This window comes from Stenotrophomonas sp. GD03794, from assembly GCF_029842145.1.
GTDB lineage: Bacteria > Pseudomonadota > Gammaproteobacteria > Xanthomonadales > Xanthomonadaceae > Stenotrophomonas > Stenotrophomonas riyadhensis.
Window position 1 is genome coordinate 93800 of sequence record NZ_JAOCFV010000007.1, and the last position, 17429, is coordinate 111228.

Sequence of the window (17429 nt, forward strand, 5' to 3'; positions counted from 1 at the left end):
CTTGTGTTTTGTGTCGTCTCTCGCCGTGACAGCGACAGAACCTATCCTTTTGCCGCCTCGGTCAAAAGATCGTCAACGGAGCGCGCAACCACATACCGGGCGGGGTTCTCACCAACCGCCAGCGCAGTGAAATGCGCCTTGCCGCATTCGATCTTGGCGCTTTCCTTGTCGCGCAGGTCGTCGGTGAACAGGCTGCTCTTGGTTTCCACCACGAAGTACAGGCGCTGAGCACCGTCTTCTTCCACCAGCACGGCCCAGTCGGGGTTGTAGCTGCCCAGTGGGGTGGGCACCTTGAACCAGCCCGGCAGCTTGGCGTAGAGCTTGATGGCCTCGTTCTTCTCCAGCCCGTTGGCAAAATCCCGCTCTGGGGTCGAGTCGTACACCACGTGCTCGTAGATCGACTTCTGGGTATCCAACAGCATGTTCTTCAGATAACCGGTCAGTTCCTCCTTCTCGAACAGCTCCTGCGCATAGACATGCTGGTCGCCGAGCTTCTGGTACTTGATGCCATCGACCAGGGCCAAGCGCTTGCAACGGTTGATGGTTTCGGCGGTCAATTCGATGAACTGCTGCGGATTGCGCTTGAAGTCGTCCAGGCGGCCGCTTCCCGTCAGGATGCTGACGATGGTGCGTCGGGTGAGCTGGGTGCGATCCTGCAGGTCGGTCAGCAAATCCGGCAGCTCAATATCCGCCTCGTCCAGCACCACGGTCGCCGCGCCCGCTTTCTCCGTCGCGGCGACACCCGCCTTGCCGATAGAGATGTCGGCCTTGCGCCATTGCAGCCGTGCTTTGGCAATCACCGGGGCCTTCTGCAACGCTGCGATGCAATCCGTCACCAGCTTGGCGTTATCGAACTGCACGCGGTACGTTGTCTGGTGCTTGATGCGGTCCCACAGTGCCTTGAACTCGTCGCTAAGATAAACGACCTTGCCATCCTTACCCTTGCGCAGCGGCACTTGCCTGCGCTCATCGGCATTCTTGATGTCCAGCCGGCCCGACACCTTGCGCAGCACTTCAGCAATCTGGGCTTTCTGCGCATCAAACTCGGCCGGCAGTTCCAAGGTGCCGTTCTTCAGCGCCGTTTTCAGTGAATCCTGCACCTTGCCTTTGGCATCTATATGGCCGGCGGCTTTCAGGTGCTCCCACAGTGCCTTTGATTGCTCGATGCCCAGCGGTGCGGCGTGCCCATCAGCGCCAGTCACGGCAATGGCGGCAAATTGATGCTGCTCCACAATGCCAAAGCGGATGCCTGTGTCTTTCTCGATTTCCTTCTGCAGGTTTTCGGCAAACTGTTCGTAGTTTTCCGTGGCCACCACGGTCAGGGTGTTGACCTCGAAGCCCCGTACCCGCTCGCCATCCTGGTTGACGCACAGGCGCAGGCCGCGACCAATGGTCTGGCGGCGCTCGCGCTCGGTCTGGATGTCGCGCAAGGTGCAAATCTGGAACACGTTGGGGTTGTCCCAGCCTTCCTTGAGGGCGGAGTGGGAGAAGATGAACTTCAGCGGCGTGCTGAAGGACAGCAGCTTCTCCTTCTCTTTCATGATCAGGTTGTAGGCGCGTTCGGCATTCTCCCGGTTACCCGCATTGTTCTCGGCGGTATCAAGCCAGCCGCCCTTCTTGTCGATGGAGAAATAGCCGTTGTGCACTTCTTCGGCGGCGGACTCCAGGTCGATCTCGGCAAACAAACTCTGGTAGGCCGGCAACTTGGCGGCACGGCGATATTCTTCCTCGAACATCTGCGCATACACGCCCTTGACCGGCTGGCCGTCCGCATCGTACTGACGGTACTTGTCCACCGCGTCGATGAAGAACAGGCTCAACACCTTGATCCCCAATGGACGCAGGTGCTTTTCCTTGTCCAGATGCTCCTTGATCGTGCGGCGGATCATCTCGCGTTGCACGGCCAGCGCATCCACATCACCGTGGGCCTGACCCGGCTGCAAAAACACTTCGCCGCCGGGGTAGCGCAGCTCCATGAACGCTTCGCCCTTGGCCGTATTGATCTCGCCCACCCGAAAATCGGCGTAGATCGCACGGCCATCGGCGCTCTGCTGAAGGTCGTCGCCATCGCTGACCGTCACCTCAGTCCTTTGCACGCCAGTGGCGGTCTGTTTATCCAGCTCGACCTTGGCGCTGATGCGGCCGCGCTTGTTTTCCACCTTCACCAGGCGCACGAAAGGCTTGTTGTGCGCATCCTCCACCGTGGCCGACGCCACCTCGATCTGCTTGACCAGCTTGCGCTCATAAGCATCCACGGCATCCAGGCGGAACACCATGTGGTGCTTGTCCACATGGGTAGCGGAATAGCGCAGCGTGCAGAGCGGGTTCATGGCATCCAGCGCTTCCTTGCCGCGTCCTTCAAGGCCGCCGTCCACACTTTGCGGTTCATCCACGATGATGATCGGCCGGGTGGCCTTGATCAGGTCGATGGGCTTCTCGCCGCCCGTCTTCTCGGTCTCTTTGTAGAGGTTGTTCACATCCTTCTTGTTGATGGCGCCCACCGTCACCACCATGATCTGGATGTTGGAACTAGTGGCGAAATTGCGCACCGGCCCGGGCTTGCCCGAGTCGTACAGGAAGTAATCGAAGGGCACGCCCGCGTAGAGCCCCTTGAAGTGTTCCTCGGTGATTTGCAGGGTCTTGTAGACGCCTTCCTTGATCGCCACCGAGGGCACCACGATCACGAACTTGCTGAAACCGTAGCGCTTGTTCAGCTCGAAGATCGAGCGCAGGTATACATAGGTCTTACCGGTGCCGGTCTCCATTTCCACCGTGAAGTCGCCGGAAGTCAGCGAGCCGGAAGGCGGCAGGCCACCGCGCAACTGGATGTCCGCGAGGTTCTTGAGCAGTTCATCGTCCAGCAGGGTCAAGCGGTTGCCAACGCCAAGGTCGGACTGCGCCACACCCAGTGACATCTGCACCTCATCGGGCAGTTTCATGGTCACCGTAAATTCGGTGCGGCAGACCTCCTGACCACGGAAAAGATCGCACACGGCCTCGATGGCCTGCATCTGATAGTCGAGGTTGGGCTCGAAGTGGAGTTTCATTGCGAACCTCCCTTACAAGCTACGCACGTTCTGGATGCCGTGCTGCTCCAGAATCGCGGCGAGGTTGGTTTTGGCAACGTCGTCGGCAAAGGCGCTGTCGCGGAACACGCAGGTGCTTTCTTTTCCAGCAGGGCCAGCGGGTGCCAGCTCCTTGTGCCAGGCGATGATGCCTTGGGCCAGTGGCTCCACCTGCTCACGGGTGATTTTTTCGGCCAGGCAAGCCAACAGCACGCCGCCGCCTACGGCATGTACATCTAGCCCTTCAATGCCGCGCTTTTCGATGGGTACGCAAAGATCAAGGCCGAGCTTGAGCAGCAGTTCGTACAACACATCGGCCTCGCTGCGGCCTTCGAGCAGGTGATCCTGATGGTCGAACAGTGTGGCTTCCAGATCGTGTGGTTTGGGATTCCAGGCTCGGATATTAGAGGTGTCGAGCTTGAATACGCGGAAGCCGGTGTCGCCCTGCCAGTCGAGGTTATCGGCTTTGATCTTGGTTCCGGAACGGCGTAGGCGTTCTTTAGTGAGCTCAGCGATATTCAGCGGCCGTCCAAGGTCTCCACAGTACTTTGCAGCAATCTTTTGCTGCTTGTCGCTTGCGTCAAGCGACTCTGGAAGTTGGACAAGAATGTAACGTCTGCTCCCGTTATCCTGACTGTTCAACTGCATCGTCGCCTCGCCCGTCGTGCCGCTGCCCGCAAAAAAATCCAGCACAACGGCGTGAGGGTCATCAGACGTGGTGTAGCGGATCAGTTTCGCAATCTCGTCCAGATCCTTTGGATTGTTGAAGACTTTCTTCCCCAATAGGGTCCGGAGATATTTCACCGAAACCTGGGATTGCTTGTAGAAGTAGCTACCCCTAACCTGAGTTGCGAATTCTTCTTCATCCTCGATATCGGCTGGTTCCTCAGGCGCATCAACATCAGTCGAACTGTCCGAATCAAGCTCCTGAGGAATCGGGCGGATATGTGCCTTTCGGAAGGGCGGCTCCGTGTGGTCTTGGCGAAACTCAACAAGCCCAAGTTTTATCTGGCGTTGCATTTCATCGGAAGATGAGTATCTCCAACCGGCCTCCGGCACAACGCACGGTTGATTTGTAACGGGATGAAGGACGTCATAGCGCGGCCCACCACCGCCCGGCCAGGAGATGTCACGATCCCGCCACGGCCCGTTTTGATCCACTCGCTTGTAGCGGCTCCACTTTTTAGCGGGGTGTGCTTTGGGCAAGTCGGAATACCAAGCTTGCAGCCCCTCTTCGATCAGGTTGTCTTGGATTCCATGCTGAACGCGCAGTTCGAGGTATTTATTCCAGATATCTCGGGCACCCGGCTTTTCTTCACGCCACAGCGTTTTCTGCTCTCGAAGGTAGCTCTGCGATTTTGCGTAGACAAGAACGTACTCATGTCCATTGGAAAAAAACTTGGCATCATTTTTTCTGCCTTTTTCCCATGTAAGGCAGGATAGAAAATTTTCTTCACCGAAGGCTTCATCCATCACGGAGCGCAGGTTCGTGATCTCATGCTCGTCGATACTGAGCAGGATTACCCCATCCTCTCGCAGTAAATTCCTCGCCAGCTTCAACCTTGGATACATCATGTTCAACCAGTCGGTATGAAAGCGCCCGCTGGCCTCGGTATTGCTGCTAATCTTCTCTCCACCCTCGATCTGCCCGGTCAGCTCCAGATAGTTCTTGATGTTGTCCTGAAAATTGTCCGGATACACAAAATCCTTGCCGGTGTTGTACGGCGGGTCGATATAGATCAGCTTGACCTTGCTGGCATAGCTTTTTTGCAGCAGCTTGAGCACTTCAAGGTTGTCGCCCTCGATCATCAGGTTCTGGGTGGTATCCCAGTCCACGCTGTCTTCCGGGCAGGGGCGCAGGGTGCCCGTGCTGGGCGTGAGCGCCAATTGCCGGGCGCGGCGCTTGCCATGCCAGTTGAGGCCGTATTTCTCGTCGGCATCGGTGACGGTGGCATCGCCCACCAGCGCCTTGAGTACGTCCACATTCACGGCCACGCCGCCCGCGCCCTCGGTGATCAGCTCCGGGAACAGCGCTTTGAGCTGTTCGATATTTCCCGCCACCAGATCGGCGGATTGGGCTTCTGGGCTGGTGGTATCGATTTTTTTAATGGTCATGGTGAGACTCTCCTCAAACTCGGTATTCTTTGGCATCAGGCATCCTGCAGGTCGCCCATCTGGCGATCAAAAGACTGGCGAATCAGGCCCATGACGTAGGGAAGCTCATCCAGGCTGGACAAGCCGACTTCTACATCGCCATTGCCCCAGCGGCCAAGGTTGGTGACATCGGTGCACAGCCCTTTGGGGTCATCGATCTCGCTGAATGGCATATTCAGCGACAGGCGCAAGCGTCTGGCCTGAGGGACAACATCCACGAAATTTGTCTCTGCCTTATAGGCGACATAGAGCTTGAGGTATTCCTCGTAGATGCACGGGTCCAACTCCAAAATTTCTTTGCGCAAGGCATCAAACAGTGTGCGAATGGTGCCGCTGGTCAGGTGCGGATGATCGTCGATGCCGTAGTGTTGCCCTGCGTTGGTTGCTGAAGGGCGATAGGCATCAAGGACGCTGCTATCCAGCTGCGGTGCAGCCCATACTTTGGCGGCTTCTCTAGCAAGGCGCTCGGCACGTGTTTTGATGGCACTTTCATCCCACTTTTCTACCTCACCCAATCCTTCGTTGATGTTGAGGGCGCTGTATTTGAAGCCGATTTTCTTGCCATCGGCATTGATGACCTGATCGCGCTTGTAGGCGAATGGATAGTCGCTGTACTCGCTGTTGTATCCCGTCAAGGTGAGATTGCCCAAGGTATGCAGATACTTCTGCTGAGTCTGTTGCCAATCGGGGCCGAGTTCCGCCTGCCACGCTGATGAAAGTACTTCGTTCTGCGGCAGGATGTGCTCGATGGTGTAGTCCTCAACCACGATGCGTTCCTTGCGTCCATGGTTTTCGAGACGACGCAACCAATAGCTACGGCTGCGGAAGTTGTACAGGTCGCGTTGTTTGAGCTCGCGCTGGAACTCCTCATCGCCTGGGAAGCGGCGATAGGACGGCAACAACAGGAACGCCGCCCGCACACTCTCCAGATAACGGTCTTTTTTCAGTGTCCGGCTCAGGCCTGGGAAGGTCTTGTTCAGCGAGTTGGTGGGAATGGCGCAGATGGCGCGGCGAAACACGTAGCTTTCAACCAAGCGAACGATGCTCACCAATTCGTCCGCAGCCAACCGTGCTTGCTTGTAGTCGTGATAGACATCAAGCAGGAAGGGATAGGCTACGTCTACCTTCAGCTCACGCAGATCGTGAAAAGCTTCTTTTAGTTTCGACTCCGTTTCCGCACCAAGCGCCATGGCGCAGTAGTAGCTGGCATAGGCGTGGATATCAGCAACAAGCGCAGTGGTATCAAGCTGGCTGGCGCGAGCGAAAGCCTTGAAGGCAGCATACACTTCGCGCACGTTGGGAATCTCACCTGTTTTGGCAGTGAGATAGTGACGCATAAAGGGATCGAAGTGCGTCACGTAGGCCTTCTGGCCGAACGATTTTTCCATCGGCCGCCAGTAACTCTGGTAAAGCTCAGTCTGGAGCTTTGGCTCCAATCCCATCAGGATGTAGTTGCGAATCAGATCGGCCTGGCTGAGCTCAAGGCCGGTGGAATTCATGCTCTCGAAGATGAGCTGAGGATTGTCCTGAGTGCGATCGAGCGACACCTCGACGATGAGCAATTTGGCCAACCCTTGGCAGATGGCTTTGAGCTCGTCCTGATGCTTGTTTATCAGCGCCTGAAAGAGCGTGTAGTTCTGCTCTATGCGGGTACTGATCTCCGCAGGCATCGGTGCGGATTTGATGATGGCCAACAACGTCTTCTTATCAGTTTCCGACAGAATGAGTTTGTAGTGGCGCTCGCCGTCCTCTTCAGGATTGAGCAGGTAGTAATTGTGCAGCTTTCGCGCGGAGAAACTGTCCAGCAATTCAGGCAGCTGATTGGCTTCAAAGTGCTTGGCCAGTGCTGCAATCAACAAGGTGCACGTGGTAAGACGTTGTTGTCCGTCGATGACCAGCAGTGCTTCCTGGGTGGTGACGGTGGACAGACCACGCTCCACATAAACGATGGAACCGATGAAATGGCCATTAATCTGCTCGTCACGACCCGACCTCAGCAAATCTGACCACAGCTGTTGGCACTGGGCTTCCGTCCAGGAGTAATTGCGCTGATAGATGGGAATGACGAACTGCGGAGATTTCTTCAAGAACTTGAGCAGGTTGGTTTCTGTGGCCTTCACTTCTATTCCTCAGAGATATTGAGCGATCTGCTGACGCTCGGCCAACAGTGCTTTTAATTGGAGATTGATTTCGACTTGGCGTGCCATCTGCTTTTCCTTCGCGCCTTGTGCCCGCAGGCGGCTGATCTCGCCTTCAAGCCGCTCGCAATCGGCCAGCGCCTGCCGACGCGCCGCCGCCTGCTCCGGCGTTGCCGTGGTTCGGTAGTTTCCTGTCCGCCGCGCAGCCTGCAGGGCCTGCACGCAATCCATCCAGCCTTGATAGAGGGCGTGCAACGAGGTCTGGGGCTGGTGTGCAATCGACAGGGATTGCACGAAGGCATGCTCGGCTTCGGAGCGTGCTGCGGCATCGGTCGCCGTGGCATTGGCGGTTGCGTGGGATAGCAAGGCCAACGTAAGGCTGCCGTCGAGCACCACTTTGCTGGCCTCGTTCTGCGCCCAGCGCTTGTGGGCCAGGGACAAGGCCACCGTTTGTCCTTCAACCAACAGCAACAGCACCGGATAAGGCACCGCACGGTGCACCAGTTCAGCCAGCCGCGAGCAACTGGCGGGTTTGACGGTACCCCGCAAGGTCACAACCAGCACTGCGATCTCAAGGTACTCGCGCTGCGCGTCCCGGTAGTCAGGCACGCCGATGGTGTTGGGCTTGAGCGCGGCGAACCACTGGATTTCTTCAATGGCATCGGTGATCAAGCGTTTGTCGGACGCCGTAGGCACACCATTCTCCAACAGCAGTTTCTTGGGGACGCGCTGCTCTACCCGGCAACTGTCGGGCAGGCCCAATGCCTGGATAACGGCGTGCGCGTCGATGACCGTCATGCTGCCTCCCTTTCCGGCAGCACCACCAGGAATGCCACCACCTCAAAATCACCGCTGCCGGCGAATTCGCCTTTCATGGCGTGCGTGCCGCCGGGCGTGAATAGACTGGCCACGGCCCGTTCCTCGTGCTTGCCGGCGACGGATGCCACTGCCGCCGCGAGCAGCTTCTGGGCATGGCGCATGTCTTCGCCCCCTTTGGTGGCCTTGTCGAACCGCGCGCAGGCACTTTCATCAGGTCGTTCGCGCCCCAGCGAAAGGCGCTTGAGGCGGTCCAGGATGCGTTTGGCCTGGGGGTAAGGCAGCAATACGGTTCCGTCATCGCCGACATGCACCAGGTAGTGCGGCGCGAGCGGGTAGTCGGACGATGCGGCGGGCTTTGCTGCCGGGCCGCAGGCTTGCAAGCAGAAGATCACGCCGGGGGGAATATCGGCATCCAGTGTCGTGGTCACCGCATAGGCTCCAAGGGGCTGGGTGTCGAGCTTGCCGGGGTGCGCCTTCAGATATTGCGCCAGATCGATGCGGAAGTCGGTCAGGGTGAGGTCGGTGATCGACACGCCGGTGGACAGGTCTTCCATGTCGATGACGGTGTCCTGCAATTTGAGCAACTGCTTGCGCCGGTATTCCAGATCGTTCATGGCGTTGCCGGATTGTTGCTCGATCAGGTTTTCTTCCCCTGTGGCCGAGACATCGAGCAGCACCATGCGACCGCTGACGCGCTGTTCCAGGTTGATGTATTCCTCCAACTCCATGTTGGGCCAGAAGTTCACGAGCTGGATGCGCTGGTTGGGCGAGCCGATGCGGTCGATGCGTCCGAAGCGCTGGATGATGCGCACCGGGTTCCAGTGGATGTCGTAGTTGATCAGCCAGTCGCAGTCTTGCAGGTTCTGCCCTTCGGAAATGCAGTCGGTGGCGATCAACAAGTCAATCTCGCCTTCAGCGGCCAGTTCGGCCGGGCGCTCCTTGGCGCGCGGCGCAAATGCCGACAGCACATCGCTCATGCCTTTGCGCAGACCGGGCAAGGTGGTCTGTATGCCGGCGCTCCCGGTGACCAGCGCAGCATCGACACCCAACGTGCTTTTGGCCCAGGGAGCGAGCTGCGCATAGAGATAGTGCGCCGTATCGGAAAAAGCAGTGAACACGATGATCTTGCGGTTGCCGGGGTTGATCGGATCGTGGCACTTGCGTTGGATCAAGTCGCGCAGTGCGGTCAGCTTGGCGTCGCGGGCGGCATCGATTTGTTTGGCAGCCGCCAGCAGGGTTGCCAGGCGGTTGCGGTCTTCCAGCAGATCCTGCTTCCAGCGGATCAGATCCACGTCATCCAGCAGCACCTTGACTTTGCGCCCGACCAACAAGGACTCGAACGCGGGGTCGTCGATATCGACGTCGGCAATGTCGATTTCCTCCAGTGCATCGGCATGCGACTCAATGCGGCCCAGCGTGGCCTCCACGTCCTTGAGCTGCCTTTGCAGTGTCAGGGTGAAGGAAGAAACGGCGCTTTCCATGCGTTTGAGCACGTTCACACGCAGGAGATGAATCAGGCTTTCTTCGCGGTCCGCTTGGCGGAAGAAGCTTTCTCCGCCGCGAATCTGCGTGCTGTACTTGGCGTCGTAGGCTTCCTGTTTGTGGGGCAGGACATAGCGCAGCGGCGCATAACTGGCCAAGGTGAGTCGGCGGATTTCCTGATTGATGTCGCGGATGGCGCGGAACTCGCCCGCAAGGTCAACGTCGGCCTTGATGTTGATCGGTGGCAGGCGATCCGGGAAGCGGCCTGTCTCGCTGGTGCCGTAGTATTTCTCCACGTGCCGCCGAGAGCGGGCGATGGTGAGATGGTCCAGCAAGGTGAAGTAGTCGAAACCCAGCATCTCCACCAGCCGGGTCGGTGTTTTTTCAGCTTCGTCCAGCGCCAGCCAGCGGTTGAACTGCGCCTGCGCCTTGCGGGTCGTGGCCTCGATGCTGGCGATGCCGTGCTCCATCAGGGCGGTGTCATCGCCTTCGGTGGCAAAGGCAATCTGGTTGCGCAGGTCGGCCAGGCGGTTGTTGACCGGTGTGGCCGAGAGCATCAGCACGCGGGTCTTGACGCCTTCGCGGATGATCCGCCGCATCAGGCGGTCGTAGCGCGACTCCTTGCCTTTGTGGGTGGCCTTGTTGCGGAAGTTGTGCGATTCGTCGATCACCACCAGGTCGTAGTTGCCCCAATTCACATGCGACAGATCGATATCGCCGGATGTGCCGCCATCGCGTGACAGGTCGGTGTGGTTGAGGACGTCGTAGTTGAAACGGTCGCCTGCAAGGACGTTGCGCTTGTCGTTGGCCTTGTAAAGCGTCCAGTTATCGCGCAGGCGCTTGGGCGCCAGCACCAGCACGCGGTCGTTGCGCAGTTCGTGGTACTTGATGATGGCCAGGGCTTCGAAGGTTTTGCCTAAGCCGACACTGTCGGCAATGATGCAGCCGCCAAAGCGGTTGAGTTTGTCGATCGCGCCCACCACGCCGTCGCGCTGGAACTTGAAGAGCTTCTTCCACACCACGGTATTGCGAATGCCGGTGGCGGACTTGACGATGCGCTCTTCATCCATCTCGTCGCCACTGTCACGAAACAGGTGATGCAACATCAATGTGTAGATGGTGAACGGGTCGCGGTGCTCACCAAGGGCTCGCAGCGCTTCGAGAACGGCATCACGCCCTTTGCTCTTGTCCTCCGAATCGGTGGCAGAAACGCTTTGCAGATTTGCCCACTGGTGATCGAACCATTGGGCAAGCTGCGCGGCCTCGTCAGCAGATTCCGATGCCTGAATCAAGCTCAATGGGTTGCCTGGCGTCAGGCCAAGGCCTGATGTGCTGAAGGCGAACGACCCCAGCACCACTTGTTCAGGCGTTCCATCGAGCCTGCGCATGACTGCTGCACCTTGAGGCACTGATCTTGATGCCCGCCGCAGATCAACCTTCTCACTGATCCACTTCGCGCACTGATTGGCCAACCAGCGTGCCTGCAGACGATTGCGCGCGGCACGGTCACCTTCCGAACCAAGGAGTTCAAGCACCGCATCGTCGGGAGGCACAATCAATTGGACCCGTTCCAGGGTGGACAGAGCCTCTCGGACTTCAGCGAAGGCGTAAAGAGAGAACGAAGGCGTCACGCAACCGAGCTGATTGCCACGCTTGAGATGAGGGCGGATCAAATCGATGACGCGCTGCGAACCGGTGTTGTGGATCAGCTTCATGGTCGTTCCCGTTCAGTCGTCTATCGACGCCTCTGTACTTGGCGATGCATATCCCGGCGCCAGCACAGCATTGCGCACACCGTAGATGGCAAGGTGGTCTTTCAACCAAAGCCGGTACTCGGGGCCGCGCAGGCTATGGTCGGGGGAACAATCGACACTCCATTTGCGCAGGATGTACCCGGCCGTGGCTGCACGCAGCTTCATCCGCAGCACGCCGCCCTGCATGCCGTAGTCCATTTCGGTGATCTCTGGCCGGGGCTGGTCCGGATGGGGAACCAGTTCCAGCTCGACGATCCGTGTCCACTGAATGTCCTGATCGCTCATCTCGTGAGCCGCCACTGGCTGGCCCTTGAGCACGACAGGGCGTCTGATCCGGGTGATGACGAAATCCCGGAAATCCTGGGATTTGCGGTCGAACGCGCGAACGTGCCAGCGCAGACCGTTGTCGATCAGCGCAAACGGAACGATCTCGCGCTCCGTGCGACCGCTTGAGATGGAGTGGTACTCGATGCCGAGCGGGCACTCGTAATGAATGGCCCGAGTGACGCTCGCCAAGATTGCCAGGTCAGGGTGAGTGAGCCGGGACGGGCTCTCGCTGGCCACCCACGCCTTGATGTGCATCGGTTCACCGTCGCCAAACCCCTGGGTCAGCCACGACAACACCCGCTCGGGTGGGAAATCGAAGATCGGCTGGAAGCTCGAACCCAGGACGTAGAACTTGCCTTTGCCGTCGTAGTCGATATTGCCCGGAGCCAAGTCCTTGTACAGCGCCAGATCCCTGGACGCGGCAGCGGACTGGATACCAAAACGCGCGACCAAGTCCTGGCGGCGCATCTCCCCAATGAAGCGCAGACGCAATTCCACGAACGCGAGGCGGTCACGCTGTGGCTGGGTGAGATCGGCAAGCTGTTGGTGGGGCATCCTGACTGGCTCGTTCGGGTTAGCGAATGCTCGTGTAAATTTCTGCAGAAAGTATATGGTCTGTGTGGAAAGACGTCTATAAATCTAAGTTGATTCACTAGTTAGCTGTATTATGATAACCATTTTTGAGGCGCAAATGAGTGATCCGGCGTGGACTGGCAGGCGCTTCAGTCCAGCGCAGCGCGCCAGGAGTGACGTGGACTGGACGTGCATCCAGCAGGTCACTGCGGACGAGAGCTGGTGCGAATAGATCGCTGATACGGAACAGGAGCACGACCCATGGAACTGCGACACCTTCGCTGCTTTGTGGCTCTCGCAGAAGAGCTGCACTTCACACGGGCCGCAGAGCGCCTGCATATCGAACAGCCACCCTTGTCCCGCGCCATCAAAGAGCTTGAGGATGATCTGGGTGTGGTGCTCTTCGAGCGCAACCGCCGAGGCACGGTACTGACCGAGGCGGGAGCAACGTTCCTGCAAGATGTGCGCAGAGTGTTCGCCGTCCTCAAACAGGCTCAGGAGAACGTACAGGCGGTCGCTGCGGGCCTGAGCGGAAGCCTTCGCATTGCCGTATCCGACGGTGCAATCGATCCCAGGCTGTCGGCCCTCCTGGCCCGCTGCCGCGAGGAAGAGCCGGAGATCGAGATTCGCCTGTCCGAAGTGCCGTTGGCCGATCAGTTGCGTGGTTTGCGCTCAGGTGACTTCTCGATCGGGTTTGCGCACACGGCGGAAGTCGGCGACGACATCGTTACCGAGCCACTCTGGCACGATCCGCTGGTGGTAGCCGTGCCCGCCCGGCATCCTTTACTTTCACACAAGGCTGTTCCGCTGCATCAGCTTGCGATCTACCCACTGGTCTTATGTGACCCGCAGGCATGCGAAGGCTACCATCGTGAACTGGCGCGGCTGCTGCGGCCTTTGGAGCGTCCACCCGACGTCGCCGAGCACGTGTCGTCATTGGACATGATGCTCACCCTGGTCGGTGCCGGCTACGGGGTAGGCTTCATCACCGAAACCAGGATCGCGGCGAGCCTGCGCCCCGACGTGGTGATCCGCCCTCTGGCCATGGATTCCGCAGTCATCACGACCTACTTGCTACGGCCCGCCGGCGAGGACTCGCCGGTGTCGGTGGAACGATTCATCGCGCGCCTGCGCGCGCACTCGGACGATTGATCCGCAGCGGCCAGGACTGGCTGCCTGAAGCCTGCCAGTGCGGTATCCGGAGGAGAAGTCTCGTCAATAATGTTCACTGGTGGTAAAATTCCAGGGTACTTACGCTCGTCGCAACCCGTGAGAAAGCAAGCGCCATGAATGTTGGACAAGCCATTCGACTGTGCCGAACGCAACGGGGCGTCTCTCAAAGCACCATTGCGAACCGAGCCAATTGCTCCGTGTCGTACTTGTCGATGCTTGAGAACAATAAGCGCGACCCGACACTTTCGACGGTTACAAGAATTGCCGAGGCATTGCATGTGCCTGTCGGCCTGCTGTTCGTTCTGGCTGCCGACCAAAGCGAACTGGGTGCGATAGACGAGCACGTCGCCGATCAGTTAATGCAGTCTGCGCTGGCATCACTGGGAGCATCGGCCAACATGACAGCGCAGGTGGGAGGCCACTATGGCTAATGCCGAACAACTCAAGGCGTTGGTGAAATCCCATATCGAGCGGGATGACCAGCACTTCTATTCCGTCGCCATGCAGGTCGCGGCTCGTGAAGCCAAGGTGGGGCATGGCAAGCTTGCCGAAGAACTGCGCGACATGATCGACGCGGCGAAAGCCCGTGTCTCATCGCATGGCACCGAGGGCAAACTGGTGCCATTGGCCCGTCCACGCGGTGAACTGGCGAACTTGCTGACGGTGTCCTACCCAAAGAATCGACTGTCGGACATGGTGCTCGATGCGGAGATGGCCGAACAGCTTGGCCGCATCATGAAGGAACAGAAGCACCATTCGCGTATCCGCGAGCATGGCCTGTCGCCGAGACGTAAATTGTTGCTGGTCGGCCCGCCTGGCACCGGCAAAACGATGACGGCCTCTGTGCTGGCCGGTGAACTGGGTATCCCGCTGTTTTCTGTTCGGCTGGATGCCCTGATTACCAAGTTCATGGGAGAGACCGCCGCCAAGCTGCGTCAAATATTCGATGCCATCAATGATGTGCGGGGTGTTTACTTCTTTGATGAGTTCGATGCCATCGGCTCGCAAAGAGGGCTGGCCAATGACGTGGGTGAGATTCGGCGGGTACTGAACAGCTTTCTGCAAATGATTGAAAGCGATCAATCCCATAGCCTGATCGTCGCAGCGACGAACCATGTGGAGATCCTTGACTACGCACTTTTCCGCCGGTTTGATGATGTGATCGAGTATCGGTTTCCAGGTGCGCCGCAAGCCGCCAGGCTGATCCAGTCGCGGCTTGGGAAGTTCGCGCCCAAACCTTTTCCACTCAAGGCGCTTACAAGCAGAGCGGAGGGTTTGAGCTACGCAGAGATTAAACGTGCAGTGGATGAGTCCATCAAGGAAGCGGTGATGCACGACGAGGCGTGTGTGAAGGTGGATATGCTGACACGCGCTCTCGATGAGCGCCGCAAATTAAGCTTCAGAATGAATCACAAGAAGGCCGTACCGAACCATGCCGGATCAGCCACAAGCTAAACGCCCACACTTCATTCTTCGAAATACATCAAAGACCGTCGGGTTTACCGCACATTCTCCGGGCGGTGGCCCAACGCAAAACGTACCGGCCTTGCCTCGGCCGCAACAGAGTGCGTCCCTCCGAGCACAAATCGAGATCTTGAAGCCTGCTGTGGCAGAGGCGGTGCGAGTTCAAGGGGAACTGCAACTGGAAAGTGGCCTTGGCTTGCAAATCCAGTTTTCCAGTCAACCGGATGTTGAGCTGGCGTTCGAGAGCTTGGCGGATGCTCGCAAGAGGATTGAGCTTCTCAGTGTTCGTCACGAGGGCAACCGGACCTTCGCCAATGTCTTTGTCCCTGATGGAAAGCTGGCGCATTTCGAGAAATACATTTCCGACTACCTCGAAGAGAAAAAGGATCGTAACGGCAAGGCGCGAGATCACCGCAAGCTGATCGATGCCATCGAATCCATCCGGGCAGCAGAAATCAGGGCTCTGTGGACTGACGCCCCCGAATTGCTGCCTGACGATCTCGCGACCGCCTTCTGGTGGGAGGTCTGGCTTCCGGTTCGAGGGGCGGGACAGCGGCAAATCGTTGTAGAGGACTTCAAGAAACTTGCTCGATTGGCGGAATGTGTCGTCAGTGACAAGCAGGTCAATTTCCCCGAACGCACGGTGCTGTTGATGTATGGATCGCAGCAGCAGTTCTCGCGGTCGGTGATGACGCTGAACTGTGTGGCTGAACTTCGCTATGCCAAGGAGACTGCTGAGTTCTTCGATGGCATGGGCGTACGCGAGCAGCAGGCGTGGGCGGACGACTTGCTGCGTCGTGCCCGGTTGCAGCCGTCGGACGATACGGCTCCCCGCGTCTGCCTGTTGGATTCCGGAGTGACTCGTGCGCATCCGCTCTTGGCGCCTTTGATGGATGCGAGCGATTTGCATACCGTGGAGCCGGCCTGGGGCGTGGATGATGAGGCTGATCATGGCACCGGCCTGGCGGGCTTGGCTGCCTATGGCGATCTCACGGATGCTCTGGCCTCTGCTGATTCAATCAATGTCCCTCATCGACTGGAGTCGGTGAAGCTGATACCGGCGGAAGGTGCGAATGAAGGTGATGCGCGCCACCACGCTTATCTTTTCACGGAAGGCGTCGCGCGGCCTGAAATCTCTGCGCCGAATCGGTCGCGCGTGTTTGCTTCGGCGGTGACGGCTTCGGACTACCGTGACCGTGGCCGTCCTTCCTCGTGGTCTGCTGCTGTCGATGGCCTTGCTGCGGATACCGATGGGGCTGGTGAAAGTCCGCGCCTGTTCGTGCTGTCCGCCGGCAACACGCGCGACCCCAATGCGTGGGCTGGATATCCCGATAGCCTTTCCACCAATCTCGTGCATGACCCCGGCCAGGCATGGAACGCAATCACGGTGGGTGCTTGTACTGACAAGATCGACACGGAAGGTCATCCTTCCTTGAGCCCCGTCGCCGAAGCCGGCGGCCTCAGCCCCTTCACGACGACAACCAGAACGTGGGATCGGGCATGGCCGTTGAAGCCCGAGGTTGTGCTGGAAGGAGGCAATACGGCCAAGGATGAACTGGGTGCGGTCGGTATGGCCAGCCTGAACTTGCTGACGACCCACAACCAGCCGCTGGATCGCCTGTTCACCACCAGCAACGCCACCAGTGCCGCGTCGGCATTGTGTGCGGGAATGGTGGCTCAGATCATGGCGGCCTATCCGCACCTCCGGCCGGAAACCGTGCGTGCGTTGCTGGTGCATTCTGCGCAATGGAGCGAGGCCATGCGCGGGATGTTCCTGCCCGTGGTGCCGAACAAGGACGATTACGTTCACTTGATTCGCCATTGCGGCTGGGGAGTCCCGGATTTGAACCGGGCACTATGGAGCGCGGGAGACTCGCTGACCTTGCTGGTTGAGGACGTGGTACAGCCTTACGCGAAGGTTTCAGGCAAGGTCGTGACGCGCGACATGAATTTGCATTCCTTGCCTTGGCCGAAGGATGAGTTGGAGGCATTGCAGGACACGCCCGTCGAGATGCGTGTCACGCTCTCCTACTTCATCGAACCCAATCCTTCGGCACGTGGTGTGGCCTCGAAGTATCACTACCCTTCGCATCGCCTGCGATTCGATGTGCAGCGTCCGCTGGATGCATCCACCGAGCATTTTGTCGCACGGGTGAATGCGGCAGCGCAGCGCGAGGATGAGGGTGACCCTGTGAACCCCTCAGATCCCAATTGGCTGTTGGGCGAACGGCAGCGGCATCGTGGTTCGCTGCATCAGGATGTCTGGAAAGGTACGGCGGCTGACTTGGCCAGCCGTGGCTTCATTGCTGTGTATCCTTCGGCTGGGTGGTGGCGGACACGGCCTGCGCTGGAACGTTATGGCCTGCCGGCGCGATATAGCTTGGTGGTATCCATTCAGACCCAGCAGACGGACGTTGATCTTTACGCTGCTATTTCCCAGAAAATCCCTGTGGCTAATGTTGTGGTTGTCGATACGTAAG

Annotated in this window: 10 protein-coding genes; 4 read left to right on the plus strand and 6 right to left on the minus strand. The window is 58.5% G+C overall.

Annotated features, from left to right (window positions below; translation table 11 throughout):
- Positions 1-41 precede the first annotated feature (41 nt).
- The 6 genes from N5D91_RS06260 to N5D91_RS06285 are packed head-to-tail and all read right to left on the minus strand — an operon-like array spanning position 42 to position 12294.
- A complete protein-coding gene (locus N5D91_RS06260; protein ID WP_003160810.1) occupies positions 42-3047 on the minus strand; it encodes a DEAD/DEAH box helicase family protein in 3006 nt (1001 codons plus the stop codon).
- 12 nt (positions 3048-3059) lie between these two features.
- Positions 3060-5216: a site-specific DNA-methyltransferase gene (locus tag N5D91_RS06265; RefSeq protein WP_003158913.1), complete on the minus strand. Its 2157-nt coding sequence runs from the start codon at positions 5214-5216 to the stop codon at positions 3060-3062.
- Positions 5216-7339 carry a DUF262 domain-containing protein gene (locus N5D91_RS06270; protein ID WP_003158912.1) on the minus strand — a complete coding sequence of 708 codons (2124 nt, stop codon included), beginning with the start codon at positions 7337-7339 and terminating at the stop codon, positions 5216-5218. The genes N5D91_RS06265 and N5D91_RS06270 overlap by 1 nt, the downstream gene beginning before the upstream one ends.
- Before the next feature lie 9 nt (positions 7340-7348).
- Entirely contained in the window at positions 7349-8155 is an 807-nt protein-coding gene (locus N5D91_RS06275) for a DUF4391 domain-containing protein (protein ID WP_003158911.1), read from the minus strand.
- A complete protein-coding gene (locus N5D91_RS06280) occupies positions 8152-11373 on the minus strand; it encodes a helicase-related protein (RefSeq protein ID WP_003160812.1) in 3222 nt (1073 codons plus the stop codon). The genes N5D91_RS06275 and N5D91_RS06280 overlap by 4 nt, the downstream gene beginning before the upstream one ends.
- A 12-nt stretch (positions 11374-11385) precedes the next feature.
- Positions 11386-12294: a WYL domain-containing protein gene (locus N5D91_RS06285; protein WP_003158909.1), complete on the minus strand. Its 909-nt coding sequence runs from the start codon at positions 12292-12294 to the stop codon at positions 11386-11388.
- 279 nt (positions 12295-12573) lie between these two features.
- Here N5D91_RS06285 and N5D91_RS06290 point away from each other — a divergent pair, with 279 nt between their 5' ends.
- The 4 genes from N5D91_RS06290 to N5D91_RS06305 all read left to right on the plus strand — a co-directional run bounded on the left by N5D91_RS06290 (position 12574) and on the right by N5D91_RS06305 (position 17428).
- The gene (locus N5D91_RS06290) at positions 12574-13464 is read left to right on the plus strand and encodes a LysR family transcriptional regulator (protein ID WP_003158908.1); all 891 of its coding nucleotides are present in this window, start codon (positions 12574-12576) and stop codon (positions 13462-13464) included.
- 134 nt (positions 13465-13598) lie between these two features.
- Positions 13599-13916: a helix-turn-helix transcriptional regulator gene (locus tag N5D91_RS06295; protein WP_023464296.1), complete on the plus strand. Its 318-nt coding sequence runs from the start codon at positions 13599-13601 to the stop codon at positions 13914-13916.
- A complete protein-coding gene (locus N5D91_RS06300; RefSeq protein WP_003158906.1) occupies positions 13909-14940 on the plus strand; it encodes an AAA family ATPase in 1032 nt (343 codons plus the stop codon). The genes N5D91_RS06295 and N5D91_RS06300 overlap by 8 nt, the downstream gene beginning before the upstream one ends.
- A gap of 139 nt (positions 14941-15079) precedes the next feature.
- Positions 15080-17428 carry a S8 family peptidase gene (locus N5D91_RS06305; protein ID WP_176031468.1) on the plus strand — a complete coding sequence of 783 codons (2349 nt, stop codon included), beginning with the start codon at positions 15080-15082 and terminating at the stop codon, positions 17426-17428.
- Position 17429: the final 1 nt, after the last annotated feature.